Origin of the sequence: Actinomadura terrae, from assembly GCF_022751215.1 — a bacterium.
GTDB classification, from domain to species: domain Bacteria; phylum Actinomycetota; class Actinomycetes; order Streptosporangiales; family Streptosporangiaceae; genus Spirillospora; species Spirillospora terrae.
Genome location: NZ_JAICDG010000002.1, coordinates 1,198,386 through 1,214,413, shown reverse-complemented (window position 1 = coordinate 1,214,413; position 16,028 = coordinate 1,198,386). Strand labels below are relative to the sequence as shown.

Sequence of the window (16,028 nt, the reverse complement as noted above, 5' to 3'; positions counted from 1 at the left end):
CGTCGACGGCGTCTCACGCTCGGCCCGCTCGGTACCGCGCTGCTGCCCCGCGAGCGGTGCGCTGCCGAGCGGCGACAACGACCTTCTCTGAATTTGGTTTGAATATCCAAAGAATAGCGCTTACTTGATGGTTCGCCGCGGCCGTCTCTGCGGGCCCGCTCGGTCTTTTGTCAGCGGCGGCCGACCGCCAGGAGGAACGCGGCGGCCGCCGCGACGGGAGCGACGATCACCGCCCAAGCCGCCTGATCGGGCAGGGGCGCGGTGTCGGCGAGGGTGAAGAGTGTCACGGCGGCAGTGACCGGGAGCGTCCAGGCGAGGAGCGGGGCGTGCTGGCGCAGCCAGGCGCGGCGGTCGGCGGGGGCGGTCGCGCGCAGCTCGCCGGCCAGTAGGGCAACGACCACGACGTAGGCCGACACGATCAGCAGCAGCGTGGTCATGGGCGCACCCCGGTCCGCAGGGTGTCGGGCCCGGTCCAGGGGACGACGGGGATGCCGAGGTCGGTCATCCGCCGTACGAGGCCCGCCCGTTCCAGCCGCCAGAGCCGCAGCGCCAGGTCGTCGGCGGGCCGCGGGGGCTCCTCACGGAGGACGTCCACGACGACGGTCTCGAAGCCGCGTTCCCGCAGGCTGCGGATCACCTCGACCGCGTCGTGGTCGAGCAGCGGCGAGAACACCAGGACGAGGGCGCCGGGCGGCAGCGCGGGTGGCGGGATGCGGGTGACGTGCGGCCGCCGGTAACCGGGTTCGCGCCAGGCGTCGAGTACGGCTTCGGCGATCCGGTAGAAGTGGCGTTCGCCCAGGTCGGGACGCAGCCAGCGGATGCGGTCGCCGAGGACGACGATACCGACCCGGTCCGCGCGACGCAGCTGGGCCCGGACCACGGCGGCGGCGCCGCGCACGGCCCGGTCGAGCGTGGTGTCGCCGGGGACTCCGGCCTCGGAGAGCGTGTCGAGCAGGACGACCACGTCGGCGGCCCGTTCCGCCGACTGCTGGTTCACGTGCAGCTCACCGCGCCGGGAGCTGACCGCCCAGTTGACGCGGCGTGGCCGGTCGCCCGGGACGTAGGGCCGGATTCCGGTGAACTCGACGCCTTCGGCGGCCACGCGGCTGGTGTGGTCGCCGAGGCGAGCGAGCAGATCGGCCGGGCGGACGCCGGTCCGGGACGGCTTGGGGACGGGGAAGACACCAAGCTCCCCGGCGGGGAACGACAGCCTCGCGCGGCGGGTGCGTCCAGCGTCCAGGCAGGTGATCTCGATCGTGCCGACGGGGCGGCGGCCCCAGCGGTCGACGGCCAGTGTCCAGGTCGCCTCGGCCCATGAGCCTTCGGTCACGGTGACCGTGGCCGGGCCGAGGAGCTTGACCGGGCCGGGCACGAGGGTGAGGGCGAACTGGTCGAGCCGGCCGACGGCGCGGACGACCAGGTGCAGCTCCACGGTCTCGCCCTCGAAGCACCGTTCGGTGCTGAGTCTCCACTCCGCGTCGAGCGTGGACACCGTCGGAGGGCGGGCCGCGGCCAGCATCACCAGCGGAGGAACGGCGACGATCAGGGCCGCACCCTCCCCCGTGACCAAGGCCACGGCGAGCGCGACGAGCGCGACCGCCGCCAACCGGACGGCGTGCGGCGAGGCGCGCCAGTCCAGGTCGTGCCGGTTCACCGGACGGTCTCGGCGCGCGGCGCGGGCACCTCGCCGAGGATCTCGGCGAGGAGGTCGTCACCCGTCACGCGGCGGACCCACAGCTCGGGCCGCACGCTGACGCGGTGCGCGAGCGCGGCACCGGCGATGCCCTTCACGTCCTCCGGAACGACGAAGTCGCGGCCGGCGAGGAGCGCGCGTGCGCGGGCCAGCCCGACCAGGCCGAGGCCGCCGCGCGGGCTGGCGCCGACCAGCACCTGCGGGTGGTCGCGGGTCGCGGCGAGCAGCCGGACGACGTAGCCGAGCAGGTCGTCGTCCACCTCGACGAGTTCGAGGGCGGCGCGCATCGAGAGAATCTCGGCCGCGTCCACCGCGGGTTCGAGCCGAGGAGGCAGCCCGCCTCCGGTGAGGCGGCGGCGCAGCAGGTCGGTCTCGTCCTCGGGCGGCAGGTAGCCGACGCGAACGCGCAGCAGGAACCGGTCGAGCTGGGCCTCCGGCAGCGGGTAGGTGCCCTCGTACTCGATCGGGTTGTCGGTGGCGAGGACGACGAACGGGCTGGGCAGCGGGTGCGTCACCCCGTCGATGCTCACCTGGCCCTCGGCCATCGCCTCCAGCAGGGCCGCCTGGGTCTTCGGCGGGGTGCGGTTGATCTCGTCGGCGAGCAGGACGTTGGTGAAGACCGGCCCGGGCCGGAACGCGAAGTCACTGGTGCGCGGGTCGTAGACGGGCGCACCCGTCACGTCCGCCGGGAGCAGGTCGGGGGTGAACTGGATCCGGGTGAAGCCGAGCCCGAGGACCGTCGCGAACGAGCGGGCGACCAGCGTCTTGCCGAGCCCGGGGAGATCCTCGATGAGGACGTGCCCGCCCGCGAGGATCCCGCAGAGGATCTGCTCCAGCACGGGACGTTTGCCGACGACGGCGCGCTCCACCTCCTCCAGGATCAGCCGCGCCTTCTCCCCTGCCTGTAACGGGTTCATGGTCATACCTCCTCCAGCCGTTCCACGAGACGGCGCAGCGCGGCGTCGCCGGTGCGGGCGCCGGTCCCGGCGGGGTCGAAGTAGGGCCACAGTTCGGGGCCCACGAGGTCGCGGGCGAGGTCGGGACGCGCGGCCATGTCGACGCCGTGCCGTTCGAGCAGCCGCTCGGCGAGCAGCCGCGCCAGCAGCGGGCGCACGACCCGGTCGTAGTGCGTCCCGGAGGTGTTCGCCCAGCCGAGCGACGTCTCGATCTTCCGGTAGGTGACGAACGGGGCGAGCGGGTCCGGCTCGGGCGCGGCGTACCCGCCACCGGATCGGGGAGTGCGCGGTGTCGCCAGCAAGGCCGCGACCATCACGACGACCGCGAGCCCCGTGGCCGCCGCGACCGCGCCCACCGCGCGCCCCGCGACCACGCCGACCCCGACCGCCACCGGGCCGAGCACGGCGATGTTCCTCCAGGTCACGGCACCTCCCCGAGGACACCGCCCAGATCGTCGCGGACGGCGGCAAGGGCGTCCCGCGCCCGCCGCACGTCGTCGTCGGTGACAGGGTGACGACTGAAGCGGGCCCGCCGGAACAGCTCAGTCAAAGCCTCGGCGTTCTCGCCGCGGATAAGGCCCCGGGCGGCGGCCCTGCCGAGCACCTCGGCCGGACTGTCGGACGGTCTGGGCCCGGCCCCGGACCGGGCGAGAGCCTGTTCCATCGCCGCGTAGCACGCGATCACGGCTTCGCGGGGTGCGTCACCGGTGCTCAGCGCGTATCCGGCCGCTTCGACGGCCGTGCGCAGGGCGCCCGAACGGGGTTCATCGCCGGACGGTTCCGCGACACGCGCCGACCGACGGCGATAGCCGAGCGCGGCGACCGCGACCACGGTGATGACGGCGGCTCCCAGCAGCAGGACACCGATGGGAACCGTGCCCCTTCCCGCCCGGTGATGCGGTCTGGGCGTCTCGAAGACTGCGGGACTGGTGGGGGTGGGCATCGGCTCTTGTTCGCAGTGCGTCCCGACCGTCTCGCATTCGGCCGACGGTGACCGGGACGGAGCAGAGACCATCACCACGACGGCGAGCACACCGAACGCCGCCGTGGAGAAGGCGAGAGCGGTAACTCTGGACCGACTCGTCCTCGCCAAGAACAGATAGGCGACGACCCAGCACGCGACCACGAGGACGAGCACACCGGCGACGATCCCCGCGGACCGGTCACCGGGGCCGGGTAAACGGTGGTCCCGACGCAGCGCGAGGGCGAGTCCCGCCAGGACGAGGAGAGCACCGACCGCCGCCAGGCGCCGCAGGTCGGCCCGGCCGTTGCCCCGATGCATGGCGCCCACCTTCGCCGCCGCGGACTCTTCTCGTGCCTGCATTCTGCCGACATGATCGAAGTATCGTCGTGGACGAGCGTGACCGGTCCCGGCCGAGCCCGGCAGCGGAGGTAGGCGACTTCCAGGTCAGGCGCCGATGCCCCTGCCGAGGTGGTCCTTGCCCAACTCGGCGCCTTTGCGGCTCTGGCCTGGGCGTGGCCACCCCGCCGGGCACCGGTCGGGCGCACCTGCGGCGACAGCGGCATCGCTCGCCCGCCACAACCACACCTGCACACCCGCCCCGAAGCAGCCCCCGTCCGGGCACGACAGAAAACCGGACTCGGCCTCCAGCACCATCGCCCCACCGCAATCCCGGCACACCGGGTCCGGAAACGGTCGCGGCGCCGCAGCTCGGAGCGCTGGGAGGCGGGCTGGGCGGTACTGGTCCGGGCGCTGGAGCCCGGTCCCGCGGACCTGCTGGTCGCCCCGGCGCAGGTCCTGGCCTCGCTGCGGCGTGAGGACTGGGAAGTGCCGGAGTCGGTGGCACGGTTGGCCGGAGTGGTCGGTCTCGCCCGGCGGGCTGATCAGTCGGTACGGCGGGCGACGGGGTCGGCCGAGGCCGGGCGCACGGCCGGGGTGGGCCGATGACGAGGACCTCGAAGTCTCCGGTGCCCGGCCCGCGCCGCCGCGCCGGGTGCGGGCCGCCGTCCCGGCACGCCCGACCGGTTCCGGCGAGCCGTACGAACCGCCCGGCCTCCCACTGGAACTGGAGAAGTTGCTGGGCGCTCGACTGCACGCGGTGAAGGTCCGTCCCTACCTGGCGAGCGCGCTGTTCGCGCTGCACGTGGTGGAGGACCCTTCAGTGCCGACGATGGCGGTGGACGCGCTCTGGCGCTGCTATGTCTCCCCCGGCTTCGTCGCGCGCACCCCGGTGGAGGAGCTGGCAGGCGTCTGGGTGCACGAGGTCTCCCACCTGCTGCGAAACCATCACGGACGCGGAGAGCGGTACGCGAGGGAGCAGGGGGAGAACGAGCCGGGCCAGCGGCTGCGGCGCAACATCGCCGCCGACTTGGAGATCAACGACGACATCTACGGTGACGGTCTTCCCCGGCCCGCCGGGGTGGTCCTGCCGCCGATGCTGAGGCTGCCCGACGGGATGCTCATGGAGGAGTACCTGCAAACGACTTCGCTCTCCGCACTCACGCCGGACCTGGCCTGGCTGGACTGCGGCAGCGAGGCCGACGGACAGGAGTGTCCGTGGGAGTTGGGGCCCGAGGGGGCGCACGGTCTAAGCAGACAGCAGCGGGACGCGGTGCGCTTCCGGGTCGCCGAGGAAATCAAGGGGCGGCCGGGCGGAGGCGCCGGAAGGCTGGCGCCGCTGGGCGGACGCGGTGTTCCATCCGCCTCAGCCGTGGCGGCAGTTGCTGGCGGCAACGGTCCGCTCGGCAGCTAGAGCCCCTGGAGCAGGAGAAGACCACAGCTACGGCACCCGTCCCGGCGCTCGGCCGCCGTCCCCGGTGTGCTCCTGCGACGCGGCCAGGGTCGCCGTTCCACTCTGCCGAGCCGAGCACCTCGAGCTGTTCGGTGGCGGAGGAACGGATCTGCGCTCGGGTTTCACCCGGGCCCTCCGCCCCGGCCCCGCCCGGACGTGATCGTCGCCCTGACCGACGGCCAGACGCCCTGGCCCGCCGAGCCACCCCCCTGCCGCACCGTAGTGGGCCTCTTCCCCCGTCCAGCGAGCGCAGTGGAGGGGGACAACCCCGACTATGCCCCGGACGACCCGCCGCACGGGGCCCGCGTTGTCACGATCAGCTGAGAAAGCACGCTGGGTGCGGCTCGCTCAGGGAGAAATCCAGCCCGCTCACCGAACTCGAGGCCGTCCTCGCGACCCGGGAGCCTCACCACTGCCGACCTCGTCCAACTGTTCACCGCCCGGAGGTGCCCAAGCTGGGCGACCACCTAACGGCAGGGACCTAACGGCAGGGCCCAGGGGTTCAGCACGTGTCGAGCATGCCGTTCAGCGGCGGCGACCACTGCGCCGGGCCCTTGTCGCCCTTGGCCTGGTTGAGGTTGTCGGTGACCGCCCGCAGCTGCGAGGGCTCCAGGTCGTTGGCGAACTGACGGCGGCGTTCCGTCGTCCACGCGGCTGCCCCGGACCTGCACGCCTGCGCCAGCGGGACCATGTGGTGGATGTCGAGGTCGGAGGCTTGCGTCCAGGTCGCGCCGTCATACGGGCTGGTCCACGAGCCGGAGGTGGCACGGCACTGCGAGTCGGTCGTGACACCGTCGCCGTCGCGTTTGAGGACGGTCTCGCGGGTGTTGCAGTTGTTGCCCTGGTTTGTCCAGTGCGGGAACGCTTGGCGGCTGTAGCCGTCCATGCTGCCTTCGTCGGCGACGGTCAGAGCTGCGAGGTGGGTGCGAGTGCGGAAGTAGGGCTGCTACAGCAATCCGGTCACTAGGTCGGTCGGCTTGGCCGGCGGACAGGGTGTCGATGCCGTAGCAACCGCGGATGGTGTGCCTGCCGCCTTGCGCCGGGTCGGTCGGGCCGATCAGCGCCCGGAGTCGGGCTGGCACCCCTGGCCCGTGCCCCAGCGCGATGACCGCCGGATGGCCGACGCGTATGCGGTGCAGTTCGGTGGCCATGTCGACGCCGATCTCCTGTTGGCGGGGGAATAGATCGGCGTAGTGGGCGAAGATCTGCTCCTGGGTGACCTTCACCGTCAGGGCGGCGCTGGCCTAGACGTTCTTTTCGAACCAGTGCAGCACGGGTGTGACCAGGCCCCGCCAAGCAATACGCCACGCCCGCCAACCCGACGAGCGCTTTAGCACCCAGCAATTTTGACCGACCCTTGAACCGCGACTACGGCAGTCGCGTTCGACGTCGATCAAGAGCACCGCGTATGTACAGTTCAGGCCACTGATCTTGGCTCGGGCGGCTGTAGGTGTTCTTTTCCCAGGCGGGTGAGGAAGTCGAGCGGGCGCGGGCCCGGACTACAAGCCTGACCCACCGTGCTCAACCCGGTGCTCAATGATTAGTCCCTCCGGCCTGCGCGATGGCTTGTTTCCGGCGTATTCGCCGACCACGTGGGGAGGCCGGGCGGGACGGGTCCCGGTGGGTGGGGTGCAGGGTGGTCCTGCGATGGCACGGCAGCCTCGGACGTGGCGGTGATGCAGGTTGCGCGGAAAAATGGCGAAGGTTCGACGGGTCCGGACCGATACGACCATCCGGAACCGGCTCGGTCCCGAGCTGTTGGCCGAGCTACGGACGAATCTCTGGGCTATCGACTGCCAGACGTGCAACCAGCCGCTCGGCCGGCGCAAGCCGTCGCTCACCGTCACCGAGAGCGGCGGATTCGCTGAGGTGGCCCTGCATCACCGGCGGTGCCAAGGCCCTCGTTGGGAGTTCGCGGCCCGGTTGCCCTGGTTCGGATCGCACCCGAGCTGGCGCTCGGGCGGGTTCACCGTGAGTGGTGAGGGTGAGGGTTTGACGGTGTTTCTGGTCAACCCCTCATGCGAGGTGGCGAAACTGGTCTCCACCGACACCGGGTGGCGACTGGCCAGCCTGACCCCCTGGCTCGTCGCCGGGATGGAGCACGGGTGGCCCGAGCGGTCGGCGACGTTGCCCGGCCTCACCGGGTCGCTGGATGGCAGCACCTTGAACATCACCTTCGGTTCCGACCGAGGCAGGTTAGGCGTCTGGTGGTGCACGGCGCCCGACTTCAATGCGCTGGAGATCCGAAGGCAGAAGGCGGTGCTAGTTGGCGTGACGACCGCGGTGGACGTCACGGCCGGGACCAGCCCGGCACTCCTGAAGTCGCTGATCGACCGGCGGCAGGTCGCCCTGGCATGGGCGAACGTCAAGACGATCCCGGGCAGCCCAGATGTGAGTTCCGAGCCCGCTGTGGACGTGGAGGATGGCGTCCAGCCCGTCGTACTGGCAGCGCTGTCCGACGACGTCGGCCCGCTGGCGGCCTTGCGTGGCTCAGACCGGTGGTTCGACGCGGTGGCGCATATCGCCGGCGTCGCGGCGACGTTGTTGATGGACGACGAAGATTTCTACGAGTCCGACGGTGTGCACATCGTGGTACCTGATGAGCTGACAGGGCAGCACCTCGCTGAGCTAGGCCGGGCGCCGCTGGAAAGCCTCGGGGTCGCCCTCGTTCTGCTGCCTGCGCCGAGCCCGCCGGGTCTGTTGGCCGTGGTGGTCGGCACGCCGGAACAGCTCGCCGCCCGGCAGGCGAGTCTGGCGAGGGGAGTGCAGTTGGCGATCGTGATGGACGCCGTGGCCGACAAGCTGCCGCCGGACTTCCCCAGCCGCTATCAGCAGGTCCTGACCATCTGACTCATGCCATGAATGGTGGCGAGCGTTGCATGCCCGCCTCGGTGACCTGGTGGTCGGCCGTGCTCACGGAACGCAGCGAGACCCGCCTCACCAACTGGCTCAAAGCATCAGTGACACAGACAAGCAACGAGCCGACAAAAAATCGATACAATTCGAAAAAGGCATAAGGGCGTAGCTTGATTGCTGCCTGAATACGGCGGCCTGCGCTTCAAGGGCATGTTCTCGGCGCTCCCCGTTCATCGCGGCGACGATGTCGAGGCGGGATGAGTTCTGGTCAACCTCGCGCGCCTGCGGATCCGGGCGGGGGAGGGCGACAGCGCCTACCAACTGCCCGCCACCCTCTACACGGCGGTCACCGCCCGCACCGACGCCACCATCGACGGCATCGACGTACCCGCCGCAACACTCACCGCGACCACCGACGACCATCAGCAGCTGCACCGCTGGCTGTGGTCGATCATCCTCGCCGACGCCTGGGGTCTCCCCTCCGCCTCGCGATCGAGCCGATTGAAGGTGACCGGGACGTCGATTCCGCACGATTGGAACGCTGATACGCCCGCCACGGGTTCACCGTGACCGGCGCGCGCGAGCGGGACGGCGCACCGGTCATGGAGCGCCGCCCGTAACCGGCCCGTCCGTGACGTGAGGGGAGGCCGCCGTGGCCGCCCGTACTGCCAGACGGCAAGCCAAGGCCGCCCCTGGAGGCGGTCCCGCCTCCAGGGCCTCGACGCGTGCTCGGGCATCTGCTGGATCTGCGGCCACGGCGATGCCCGCCACGCCGACCACAAGATCCCTTGGGAGCGTCGGATGGTCATAGCTGCAGATCAAACGCAAGCGAAATTCGAAGCAGATCCCTCGCTGCTCCCCCGAGATCACACTGCCCCAGGCCCCACCAACACCGGCTCCGACCGCCCCGGCGCGGGTCGCGCTGACCTTCGACCCGTTGATGGTCGCGACTCGGCTCACCGATCCAATCCAGCAAGCTGATCCAGCCCAGCAGGGCACCTGCGGCCGACTCCGGATCCGGCCCCTCGATGCCGGGCGGTAGGACCAGTCGGCAACGGCGGCCACACGGCGGCCAAGGGGGGGTCACTAGCAGCGGCGCCCAGCCGGTGTAACCGGCATCCTTCCGCCCGCGGGCGGGACCGCCACACCAGTACCCCACACACCACGTGCCCGATGGCAAGGCTCATTCGAGGTGGGTCAGGGCTGCGGCGACGACCGAGGCTCCGGCTTGGCAGGCCCCTTCTTGCGGGGCTCCAGGTTCGGGGATGGTGGTGGTCCCGATCGGATGTTCGGGGGCGTCGATCGCGACGAAGATGAAGCAGATGTGTTGGAATTCGGACTGGACGGCGGTGTGGTGCCCGACGGGCACCCGCGAGACACGCCCGTGCTTGGTCATGGTCTTGGCGTACGACAGCTGGACGTCCAGATCGAGACTGACGTTCTGACCGGCGATTTTCCACAGGCAAGTCTTTCCGCTCCGGCCCGATTCCTCCTTGCCCTGGCCGGTAACGCCGAGTGCCGCGAGGTCGCGCGCATCGAGCGAAAGACACGGCTGCTGCTTGAGCCGATCGAGGGGGTACTTGCGTAGTTGCGGCCCGGAGGGCGACACCGGCTGGCCGGAGGACGTCGGTGACGATGCCCGCGGTGAGTTGTGCCCACCCGAGCATCCGGCGCCGAACATGCTGACGGCGAGAACGACGTAGCTAGCCGTGATCAGGGCAGATCGAGACCGTCGGACAGGATCAAGCGGCATCATGCCCGCACCGTAAGGAGTGGCGGCCGGGAGGGGTCCCAAGGAGGGTTGCAGCATGCTCAACGGCGGGGACGGGGCGCAGATCGCTGACGAAACCGCCCACCGGTCCCAGCAATCCATCACGATCCACCGGCCGTTCGCGGCGGGCTGGACCGGGTGCCTCGGAGGTGGTCGGATTCATGAAACCGCCGTAGGTCAGGGCGGGTGTGCGACGGCGGCCGCGCGCTCCGGGCGCCGGTCGGGTCCGGACACTATGTCGAGTTGCCGATCACGTTCCGCTACCTGGCGGCTGGGGACACTTTCGGGAGGAGGACGCCGATACGCGTTGCGCTTGGGAACCTCCTGGGCCTGCGCCAGCAGGTCCCGGGTCATTCCCTGCGCGGCGGCCACCACGGTGATCAGCTCCCATACCCGGGCCCGCAGTTGGGGTGCCGCTAACCATTGTGCGATGAGCCGCAAGTCCGGACCGCCTGCGCAGGTCACAACCCGTACACGTCGCTTCCCGCTCGCCGACTGGCTTCGGGTCCGGGCACGACGGGATAAGGAGGCCGCTTGCGTTTCCGGGCACTGGGGATCTTGCAGTCTGAGGGCCTGGTCCGGCCACAACGGGGAAAGAGGACTTTTGCGAGCGCATACTCCTTTCAAGGGGGCCTGTCATGACGACTGCGGCACACGAGAACCGGTACTGGCATCCCGACGGGAGCTACACGACCGTCGTTCACAACCTCGGCGGCGCCTGGGCTTATCACAGCAGTGGCGCAACGGCACACTGGACGCCGTCTGGCTGGGTCACCGACTCTTACGGCCAGCTCTACAGTCAGGTGTACGCCCAGTCCTACGAGCAGCCGTCGTACGGTCAGGAAGCGCCTGCGGTTACTGGCCAGCCGCAGCCCACGCCTGGACGCCGGGCGGCGTACATCATTCTGGGCATCGAGGCCAGCCTTATCATCGGGCTTCTTGTCTTCCTTGTTCTGTACGAGGCAGTGCAGTTCATGCGCTCGCACCCCTCGGTTCTGTTGGTGTTGTTGGGTGTGCTGGTCATGGCGGGCTTGGCGCTTCTGCGCGGCGGAGATGACGGCGGTGGCGGCGGGGGTGGTTTCGGCCCCGAGCCGCCAATCGTGTCGCACGCCCCGGCCGACTGGCGCGATTGCAACGGCAACCTGTACCGCGGGGGACAGATGATCCAACCTCGTGGCGGCTGGAAGTCGAGCTAGCGACCGCTCTTGGAGGTCTCTGGCGACGTCGGTCATCGTGCCGTTGGCCCACTCGGGGACGCCGATCAGGGCAGCGAACGTGCGTTCCCAGGCTTCGCTCAGTTCCCTCGTTCGCGGCACTTCGCCATGCCTGATCGACCTTGCGTCGCCGGTCCGCCCGGTTTCCTGACGACACGGCCCTTGAGCAACAACCGACCGGCCAACGGCGTTAGCGGATTCGGTTGGGCGGAGTTACCACCGTCCACCGGCCCGATGCGGGTCGTGCGCTGAGTGGTGCTTGAGGTGCTGTGGCATGATGCGGTCAGTGCTGATTTGGTTACTGTGAGCGGGTTATCGGTGGGTCGGCCCTAGTTTGCGCGCATGCCGGTGGATTTCCTGACTGATGATGAGGCGGCAGCGCATGGCCGGACGTGCTGCTGCCGGGAGCGACCACGGTGACGCGGCTGGTCGCTGTCGCCGTTCGTGTGCCGGCACCTGGGGGTCCACGGCGCGTACAGCTTCGTGCCGCCCGACCTGCCGCCCGGCGCGATCCGCGACCTGCGCGATCTGGACGCCATCGAGGACGACGAAGACGACGTGTGAGCGCGCACGTCCCGGGATGGAGAGGCCTTCGCCAACAGAGAGAGGCGGTCCAGTCGAGGCCAGCGGCCGGTTTCCTCGCCGACAGACCTGTAGACCAAGTCGGCAGCCAGGCAGGCCGCGATGATGTCGCGAACGCGGGGACCGGCCCACCGCCTGGCGGTGACCGGGGGTACGGCGCACCGCCACTGCTGGGCGGTCAGCTGAGGACGCGCCGGCTCCAGGCTATTGATCCACTTTTCGCCTATTGCATCTACCAGAGAAAGCGATCATTGTTATTGGACTTCCAAGAACCCTGGCCAGAGAGTTACTGCCGGGGTCGACAGCCATACCTTCTCGCCATCTACTCCGTGCCGAAACGTTAATTCTGCGCCATCCGATATCAACTTCTTGCTTCGATCTCAAGTGCCCTGTATGGTCGGTCAAGTACACACGCGTAGCAGAAAGGGAGGCTTCCGGATGGACGAACACGGTTACGATCTGGACGGCATGGCGGACGAACTCGCACGGTCCGGGCAGGTTCCCGACATTATGAGCAATAAATGCAACGGCGGCGGTGGCTCGACCACGGGCCAGTCACCCGGATGCGATGACATGTCCGAAGCCACCTCATGACATCTAATCTTCTGGGCATCACCAGCGCCTGCGAAGTCGTTCTTCAACCATTCGGCGCCTTCCTGGTCAACCGGAAGCGCAATCGCTTCGATGTGGTGAACAAGACCGGCACTGGCCTCCTTCTGGCGCTTAACCATCCGATGTCCCGCGGTGACGCCGTGCAGTGGGGAGCGAACCGCGGCCAGCAAGCAGGCGCCGTTGAAGCCCTTCTCGCCGCACTTCAGGAGCGCGGGTACGTAGGAGAGCCGACGCCCCCGCCAGGCCCACGGATCTCCTTCGTGGAACATCCGTCGGTACTGAAGGCAACGCGAGCAGACGTCGAGGTCACCAACAGGTGCAACCTGAAGTGCGTGTACTGCTACGCAGAGGTGAACCGATCCAAAGACGAACTGTCTGCGGAACAGTGGATTGAAGTGCTCGGCGGCATGTACAGGCATGGCTTGCGTGCGGTGCTATTCAGCGGCGGCGAGCCGTTCCTCCATCGAGGTTTCGTTCGTATGCTGGAGTGGGCCGCGCCGCGGCTGGTCGTCGAGATCAACTCGAACGGGACGTACATAACTGACCAGATAGCCGCGCGTCTTGCCGAGTTCGATATCAAGCAGGTCCAGATTTCTATGGATAGCGCCACTGCTGACTACCATGACAGCGTTCGCGGCAAGGGGTCTCACGCGCGGGCGCTGTCAGCCATCCGAAAGCTTGTCGCGATGGGCGTTCCGACACAGGTATCAGCAGTCGTCACGTCAGCAAACCGGCCACTGATGGCCGACCTTGCCAAGCTTACTGTTGAACTCGGCGTCCGGTTTAAGGGTGACCCCGTCACCCGGACAGGATTCGCACGCGATATCCCCGATCAGCAGTGGGAACAGGATTTTGCAGTCAGCCGGGATGATCGCGTCGCTTCCCCGAATCCCGAGGCAGAGATTGGGTTCGAACCACTCTGTCAGTCACAGGTCGGATACGTGGCAGTCTCCCACCAGGGGATTTTGAAGCCTTGCAACATGCGCGAGCAGTTCTTCGAAGCGACAGGCGGGGTGCTCCTGCACGAGGCCGCAACCAAGTGGTGGGACGGGTTCTACGGTAGTACCCGGCTTGCGGAACTTGCGTCGACGGCGTCGACTCTGGACCAGGGGCGGGCGGAAGAGCTTCAACGGTCCGAGAGCGGCTACCTGTGCGAGCTGCAGTTGGCCGTCGCCGACAAGGGGCATCGCCGAAGTCCTGTGCCGGTCAAGTTGTCTGCGACCCGGCAGCGTTGACGGAAGATACAAAGGCGGTCGCCGCCGCGTTCGACGGGCTGTCCCACGGGTATGCCGCCAGCTTCATCGACAATGAGCTCGCCGCAGACGCGCGCCGCCGGGCCCACATGGTCTATGCGAGGTCCTTCCACGCGCCTGCTCTCATCGCTGATGTCGGTTGCGGGCCGGGCCAAGACAGCGTCTGGCTCGCGCGGCATGGCTTCCAGGTATTGGCCGTCGACTGCTCGCCGTCCATGATCGCTATGGCGCGGCAGGCTGTCGACCAGGCCGGAGTCGGTTCGGCGGTAATAACGTGGCAGGGCGACGGTTTCGCGCCCGGACGACTGCCGGAGATCGCTGGGCAGCTCCTGGATGGCGTCCTCTTGGGCTTTGGCCCACTCAACTTCGTCTCAGATCTCGAACAGGCGCTACGCAACATCCGGGCAGCAATGCGCCCAGGAGGGGTAGCCGTCGTGTCCGCCCTGTCCTCGCGGTGCGCATGGGATCTGATGTGGCATCTGGCGACCGGACGCGGCATCGCACCACGATGGCATCGCTCACCGCAAACCGTTCGCATCAGCGATGTGGACTGCCCGATCTCGTACTGGTCAGCCCGTCAGCTGATCCACGCCGCAAACCGGTTCTTCCACCTTTTGAACGTGACCGCCGTCGGCAGCATCGCCCCTCCCCCCTACGCCGACCCACTGATGGACCGTCTACCCACCGCCCGTCGAACCTTGTGCAGGTGGGATGAACGGCTCCAACAAACGCGACTCGCGGCGGCCATCGCAGACATGCTGTGGCTCGAACTTCGAGCACGATGACCGGATTCGTCTGCTCGCCGGTCAGCTACGCGTCCGCGACGTTCTTCTTCGGCTGGCGAGGCGCCGTCGTCTCCTTGTTCAGATGTTCATCCCCGCCTGTTCGGGACGTCCTGGGGGGACGACTCGGGGACGCGCTGAGATGTCCTCTAGCGGGCGGGGACGTCCTTAGCGGCGCCTCCCACCGCTAGCGGCCGACGGCCCCTCCTGGGCGGGCGTCTAGCGTCTAGTGGCACTGCCGGTGGTCGAGTCGCCCGTCCTGTTCGCCGCCGCGTCGGCGAGGGCGAACGGTGTGCGCGAGCGTCCGCAACGGGAGTTGCTCGTCCTGGCCGCGCTCGGCCGGAACGCTATGTGCACGATCTGCATTTCTTGCCCAGCGCGTGCGGGATCACCGGTTCCTACTTGCTTGTCGCATCAACAGCTCATAAGAGCCGATCAACGCGGCCGAGGGCCACGCGGCGATCAGGCGTCCCACCAGCGAGGGTTCGGCCACCGCGACGTTGGCCGCCAGGCTGGCGGTGCTGCCGGTCACCAGCAGCGCCCACGGCAGCAGGCCACTGCGCCGCCCCTGCCGGGAGTCGGCCAGCAAAGTCATGGACGAAACCGCGATCATCCCGTCCACCGACACCGGCAACAACGCCGCTGTCCACGAGGTCTCGCCGTACTGGCGGACCAGCATGTACATGTGCTTATACGACAGCACCGCCGCAATCCCGGCCAGCACGACGACGCTGATGGTGGTCGTCCACCGGATCGCCCGATCGCTCCAGCCTCGTGGCGTCTCAGTCACGACCGCGCTCCCTCCCACGCGGCGTACCAGGTAGGGAGAACCGCTCTTCAACGATGAGCAGCTTGGCCGAGCCCGTTCCCATGTTCTGCACGCCCTGCAGGGGGCACATCCTCAGAACAGCCAAACCCCGGTCGACCTGGCACGACGCCAGCGACCGGGGTTCGTTGTTTGTGCAGCCATATGCCAGCGAAAGCCGCCATCTGTCACCGTTCAGTTTCGGGTGGCGTGCGACTGACGCCTATCCGGACTCGTTGAGCTTGTCATGTCCAGAGGCGACTATTGCACCACGCGAGTCCCTTGCGATGAGATCGAGCGCGGTTCCCGGTCGCACCGCGTATGCAAAGAATTTGACGGCGCCGATGCTCCTCAGTTCTGGACGTAAGCGCTGTCGGTCCTTGGTGATCGCAAGAAGCTGACTTACCTGAGGGGTGGCGACGCCGGAGACTAGCTCGATCCCTGCATCGGCGTCGTTGATGCTGAAGTTGAGCGGAGGGCTATCTGCGACCGGAGGTGGGCAGTCAAAGGACTGTTCTTTTCCTTGTACCACCGCAAGCGTGCAGAGTTCGGTATTCTTCTTGACGAGGTCGACTCTCCAGTCGATGGCGTCGTGAGTACCATGGACGGACGCGACGATCTGGCTGCCGCTCGACGGTGGCCCCGTTTCGCTGTCGCTTGACGCCGAGCATCCGGTGAGCAAAATCGCCATCGGGACGAGGATCTTAATGGCCCTCACGGGCATCCTCCCTTCATCGGACGGGGCCGTACC

At 68.4% G+C, this 16,028-nt stretch carries 16 protein-coding genes; 6 read left to right on the top strand and 10 right to left on the bottom strand.

Annotated features, from left to right (window positions below):
• Positions 1-170 precede the first annotated feature (170 nt).
• Genes K2F47_RS15425 through K2F47_RS15405 form a run of 5 tightly spaced genes read right to left on the bottom strand, consistent with a single transcriptional unit; the run spans position 171 to position 3,931 of the window.
• Positions 171-437, bottom strand: coding sequence for a hypothetical protein (locus K2F47_RS15425; protein ID WP_214618047.1), 267 nt, complete (start codon positions 435-437; stop codon positions 171-173).
• On the bottom strand, positions 434-1,654 hold the full coding sequence (locus tag K2F47_RS15420) for a DUF58 domain-containing protein (RefSeq protein ID WP_242903658.1): 1,221 nt from the start codon (positions 1,652-1,654) through the stop codon (positions 434-436). Before K2F47_RS15420 ends, K2F47_RS15425 begins: the two co-directional genes overlap by 4 nt.
• A complete protein-coding gene (locus K2F47_RS15415; protein WP_242903656.1) occupies positions 1,651-2,610 on the bottom strand; it encodes an AAA family ATPase in 960 nt (319 codons plus the stop codon). The genes K2F47_RS15420 and K2F47_RS15415 overlap by 4 nt, the downstream gene beginning before the upstream one ends.
• Positions 2,611-2,612: 2 nt before the next feature.
• Complete coding sequence (locus K2F47_RS15410; RefSeq protein WP_242903654.1) at positions 2,613-3,074, bottom strand: hypothetical protein; 462 nt, start codon at positions 3,072-3,074, stop codon at positions 2,613-2,615.
• A complete protein-coding gene (locus K2F47_RS15405) occupies positions 3,071-3,931 on the bottom strand; it encodes a DUF4129 domain-containing protein (protein WP_242903652.1) in 861 nt (286 codons plus the stop codon). The genes K2F47_RS15410 and K2F47_RS15405 overlap by 4 nt, the downstream gene beginning before the upstream one ends.
• A gap of 136 nt (positions 3,932-4,067) precedes the next feature.
• On the opposite strand from K2F47_RS15405, the gene K2F47_RS40700 reads away from it, so the two are divergent.
• Complete coding sequence (locus K2F47_RS40700) at positions 4,068-5,363, top strand: DUF2201 family putative metallopeptidase (protein ID WP_272496913.1); 1,296 nt, start codon at positions 4,068-4,070, stop codon at positions 5,361-5,363.
• A gap of 541 nt (positions 5,364-5,904) precedes the next feature.
• Here the strand turns inward: K2F47_RS40700 and K2F47_RS15395 are convergent.
• Complete coding sequence (locus K2F47_RS15395) at positions 5,905-6,288, bottom strand: HNH endonuclease family protein (RefSeq protein WP_242903649.1); 384 nt, start codon at positions 6,286-6,288, stop codon at positions 5,905-5,907.
• Positions 6,289-7,097: 809 nt separating this feature from the next.
• On the opposite strand from K2F47_RS15395, the gene K2F47_RS15390 reads away from it, so the two are divergent.
• Complete coding sequence (locus K2F47_RS15390) at positions 7,098-8,252, top strand: hypothetical protein (RefSeq protein WP_242903647.1); 1,155 nt, start codon at positions 7,098-7,100, stop codon at positions 8,250-8,252.
• Positions 8,253-8,351: 99 nt separating this feature from the next.
• On the opposite strand, the gene K2F47_RS15385 is transcribed toward K2F47_RS15390, so the two are convergent.
• A complete protein-coding gene (locus K2F47_RS15385; RefSeq protein WP_242903645.1) occupies positions 8,352-8,693 on the bottom strand; it encodes a hypothetical protein in 342 nt (113 codons plus the stop codon).
• Between the two features lie 748 nt (positions 8,694-9,441).
• Complete coding sequence (locus K2F47_RS15380; protein WP_242903643.1) at positions 9,442-10,014, bottom strand: DUF3558 family protein; 573 nt, start codon at positions 10,012-10,014, stop codon at positions 9,442-9,444.
• A gap of 653 nt (positions 10,015-10,667) precedes the next feature.
• On the opposite strand from K2F47_RS15380, the gene K2F47_RS15375 reads away from it, so the two are divergent.
• The 4 genes from K2F47_RS15375 to K2F47_RS15360 all read left to right on the top strand — a co-directional run bounded on the left by K2F47_RS15375 (position 10,668) and on the right by K2F47_RS15360 (position 14,475).
• Positions 10,668-11,225 (top strand): hypothetical protein, encoded by a 558-nt coding sequence (locus tag K2F47_RS15375; RefSeq protein ID WP_242903641.1) that lies wholly within the window; start codon positions 10,668-10,670, stop codon positions 11,223-11,225.
• A gap of 1,038 nt (positions 11,226-12,263) precedes the next feature.
• Positions 12,264-12,419 (top strand): hypothetical protein, encoded by a 156-nt coding sequence (locus K2F47_RS15370; RefSeq protein ID WP_242903639.1) that lies wholly within the window; start codon positions 12,264-12,266, stop codon positions 12,417-12,419.
• A complete protein-coding gene (locus K2F47_RS15365; protein WP_242903637.1) occupies positions 12,416-13,672 on the top strand; it encodes a radical SAM protein in 1,257 nt (418 codons plus the stop codon). Before K2F47_RS15370 ends, K2F47_RS15365 begins: the two co-directional genes overlap by 4 nt.
• Positions 13,669-14,475, top strand: coding sequence for a class I SAM-dependent methyltransferase (locus tag K2F47_RS15360; RefSeq protein WP_242903635.1), 807 nt, complete (start codon positions 13,669-13,671; stop codon positions 14,473-14,475). The genes K2F47_RS15365 and K2F47_RS15360 overlap by 4 nt, the downstream gene beginning before the upstream one ends.
• 385 nt (positions 14,476-14,860) lie before the next feature.
• On the opposite strand, the gene K2F47_RS15355 is transcribed toward K2F47_RS15360, so the two are convergent.
• Together K2F47_RS15355 and K2F47_RS15350 are read right to left on the bottom strand one after the other, a co-directional pair.
• Positions 14,861-15,262, bottom strand: coding sequence for a DUF2637 domain-containing protein (locus tag K2F47_RS15355; RefSeq protein ID WP_308198416.1), 402 nt, complete (start codon positions 15,260-15,262; stop codon positions 14,861-14,863).
• Positions 15,263-15,500: 238 nt separating this feature from the next.
• A complete protein-coding gene (locus K2F47_RS15350; protein ID WP_242903633.1) occupies positions 15,501-15,968 on the bottom strand; it encodes a hypothetical protein in 468 nt (155 codons plus the stop codon).
• Positions 15,969-16,028 lie beyond the last annotated feature (60 nt).

What these genes read in the sequence shown, in the direction of transcription:
- K2F47_RS15425 (WP_214618047.1), bottom strand. Translation starts at nt 437, where the DNA reads ATGACCACGCTGCTGCTGATCGTGTCGGCCTACGTCGTGGTCGTTGCC.
- K2F47_RS15415 (WP_242903656.1), bottom strand. Translation starts at nt 2,610, where the DNA reads ATGAACCCGTTACAGGCAGGGGAGAAGGCGCGGCTGATCCTGGAGGAG.
- K2F47_RS15405 (WP_242903652.1), bottom strand. Translation starts at nt 3,931, where the DNA reads ATGCATCGGGGCAACGGCCGGGCCGACCTGCGGCGCCTGGCGGCGGTC.
- K2F47_RS40700 (WP_272496913.1), top strand. Translation starts at nt 4,068, where the DNA reads ATGCCCCTGCCGAGGTGGTCCTTGCCCAACTCGGCGCCTTTGCGGCTC.
- K2F47_RS15395 (WP_242903649.1), bottom strand. Translation starts at nt 6,288, where the DNA reads ATGGACGGCTACAGCCGCCAAGCGTTCCCGCACTGGACAAACCAGGGC.
- K2F47_RS15390 (WP_242903647.1), top strand. Translation starts at nt 7,098, where the DNA reads ATGGCGAAGGTTCGACGGGTCCGGACCGATACGACCATCCGGAACCGG.
- K2F47_RS15380 (WP_242903643.1), bottom strand. Translation starts at nt 10,014, where the DNA reads ATGATGCCGCTTGATCCTGTCCGACGGTCTCGATCTGCCCTGATCACG.
- K2F47_RS15375 (WP_242903641.1), top strand. Translation starts at nt 10,668, where the DNA reads ATGACGACTGCGGCACACGAGAACCGGTACTGGCATCCCGACGGGAGC.
- K2F47_RS15370 (WP_242903639.1), top strand. Translation starts at nt 12,264, where the DNA reads ATGGACGAACACGGTTACGATCTGGACGGCATGGCGGACGAACTCGCA.
- K2F47_RS15365 (WP_242903637.1), top strand. Translation starts at nt 12,416, where the DNA reads ATGACATCTAATCTTCTGGGCATCACCAGCGCCTGCGAAGTCGTTCTT.
- K2F47_RS15350 (WP_242903633.1), bottom strand. Translation starts at nt 15,968, where the DNA reads ATGGCGATTTTGCTCACCGGATGCTCGGCGTCAAGCGACAGCGAAACG.